Consider the following 2,134-nt stretch of genomic DNA (forward strand, 5'->3'; position numbering starts at 1 on the left):
GGGCAGAGCGAATTCAAGCGATCGTCCGTGCCCTGCGCACGTTCTCTCGCATGGACGAAGCCGAGGTGAAAACGGTGAACATCCACGACGGCATCGACAGCACGCTGATGATTTTACAAAGCCGCCTCAAGCCCACCGCCGGACACAGAGGCATTGACATCATTCGGGACTACGGTAACCTGCCGTTAATCGAGTGCTACGCCGGACAGCTAAATCAAGTGTTTATGAACGTGTTGAGCAATGCGATCGATGCGTTAGAGGACGCGATGGCGCAGGGGAAATGGGACGCGGAAACCCACTCGACTCCCCAAATTCACGTTTGTACCGAGCAGGTGGGCGATCGCGTCGTCATTCGCATTCGCGACAACGGACCCGGAATGCGGGAGAGCGTGCGAAAGCGTTTGTTTGAACCGTTCTTCACCACGAAAGCCGTTGGCAAGGGGACCGGGCTGGGGCTTTCCATTAGCTATCAGGTCGTGGTCGATCGTCACGGCGGTCAGCTGACGTGCACTTCGGCTCCCGGCGAAGGCGCGGAATTTGTGATTCGCTTGCCGCTAGGGCGTCGTCGTGGATTGTAGGAACTGACGCTGCAAGACAACGCCGAGGGCTGCCAATCCCAGCAGCGGCGTTAGCCAATCGCCCCAGCGCACATAGAGCGTTTGCGTTTGCCGACGGTAGATTGTGTCGGTGTGGAGTTGGTATATGCGGGGCTGCGATCGCCACTGAACTCGACCGTGCGGGTCGAGGATGCCAGAATAGCCCGTGTTCGTTGCCCGGGCTGCCCAGCGATCGGTTTCGATCGCTCGCATCACGTCCTGCGCCTGATGCTGCGCCATCAGCACTTCGCTGTAGGGGTCCAGATTCGAGGCGGTGAGGATAAACTGTCCGCCTGTGGCGGCCTGTCGTCGAAACACTTCCGGAAAGGCAGAATCGTAGCAAATGCTGGCAATTGCCCGCCCGAACGGTGTCTCAAACGTCTGATCCGTGGCTCCGGGCAGCAGGTCAGTCTGCACAGGCGAGAGGCGATTGATCACCACGCCCAAAATCGATCGCAGCGGAATGTACTCTCCGAGCGGCACAATTTTGAGCTTGTTGTAGCGGCTGAGCGTCTGTCCGTCGCCCGTCAGCGTCAGCAGGCTTTGAGTCAGGCGATCGCCCTGCACGACAAACGTTCCCAGCCAGCCGACGCGCCCTTTTCGCTGCACGGCTTGGTAGAAGCTATTCTCGGCTTTGTCGCGATCGTCCCAGCGAAACGGAAACGCGCCCTCCGGCGTCAGCACTGCGTCCGCGCCTTCGTCTGCAAGCCGCTCGTACCCTGTAACGTAGCCATCGACTGCCTGCTGGCGTCCTTCAGCGGTGTGTTTGATCCGCGTCGGCACGTTGCCTTGAATCAGTCCCACTCTCAGCGCTGCCTCCGGGAACTGCGCCATCGGACGGCTATACAGTCCATACCCCACTAAATGCAGCACCGCAACAACAACGACGGCGGAACTCAGCAGCTTATAGAAGGCTTTGTTCGACTGACCCCGGACCTCTGACTCCTGATACCGTATCCACCCTTCCGCAATCAGCCCATTCACCGCCACGATCGCCGCCGTCACGGTCGTAGGACCCGACAGTTGACCGAGATGCAGAATCGCCAAGTTTCCAGGACTTTGCGTATACGAGAGCGATGTCCAATACAGCGATCCCAAACTCCAGAGCCACTCTAAGCCGCACCAGAGGGCAGTGCCGACAAGGACATGGTGCCACGATGAAGTGAGCCAGGAGGAACGATCGTTGCGCTTTCGGATCACCCAGCTCAGCCCGATCGCCCAGATGGCGACCAAAGCTGCACCCCACAGGGTGATGAACGACCAGGCAAAGAGGACGATCGCTACGCTGCCAATCCAGGGGATTCCCAACCACGTCAGCGGATGCAAATCCCGAATCCAGGCTAGCGCTAATCCGTGATAGCCAATTCCCCAGGCAAGCGCTAGCAAAAATACACGTTTTGAGGGTTGAGGGTTGAGGGTTGCAGGCTCGCTTCCCACCATCATCCACAGCGGCACCAGCGCCACCCACGCTAGCGGGAACGCATTCAGCGGAGCTGTTGACAGCGCCATGAGAGCGCCACTGCCAAGGGCAATTCCGA

Annotated in this window: 2 protein-coding genes; one reads left to right on the forward strand and one right to left on the reverse strand. The window is 59.2% G+C overall.

Annotated features, from left to right (window positions below):
* Positions 1-578 (forward strand): HAMP domain-containing sensor histidine kinase (locus H6F43_RS00060; RefSeq protein WP_190340005.1); only part of this gene is annotated, 578 nt, incomplete at its 5' end.
* Here the strand turns inward: H6F43_RS00060 and lnt are convergent.
* The gene (lnt, locus tag H6F43_RS00065; protein ID WP_347272347.1) at positions 555-2,129 is read right to left on the reverse strand and encodes an apolipoprotein N-acyltransferase; all 1,575 of its coding nucleotides are present in this window, start codon (positions 2,127-2,129) and stop codon (positions 555-557) included. The two genes, H6F43_RS00060 and lnt, sit on opposite strands and share 24 nt — an antisense overlap.
* Positions 2,130-2,134 lie beyond the last annotated feature (5 nt).

The sequence above is a fragment of the Leptolyngbya sp. FACHB-36 genome (genome assembly GCF_014695955.1).
In the GTDB taxonomy this organism is placed as follows: Bacteria; Cyanobacteriota; Cyanobacteriia; order Leptolyngbyales; family Leptolyngbyaceae; genus FACHB-36.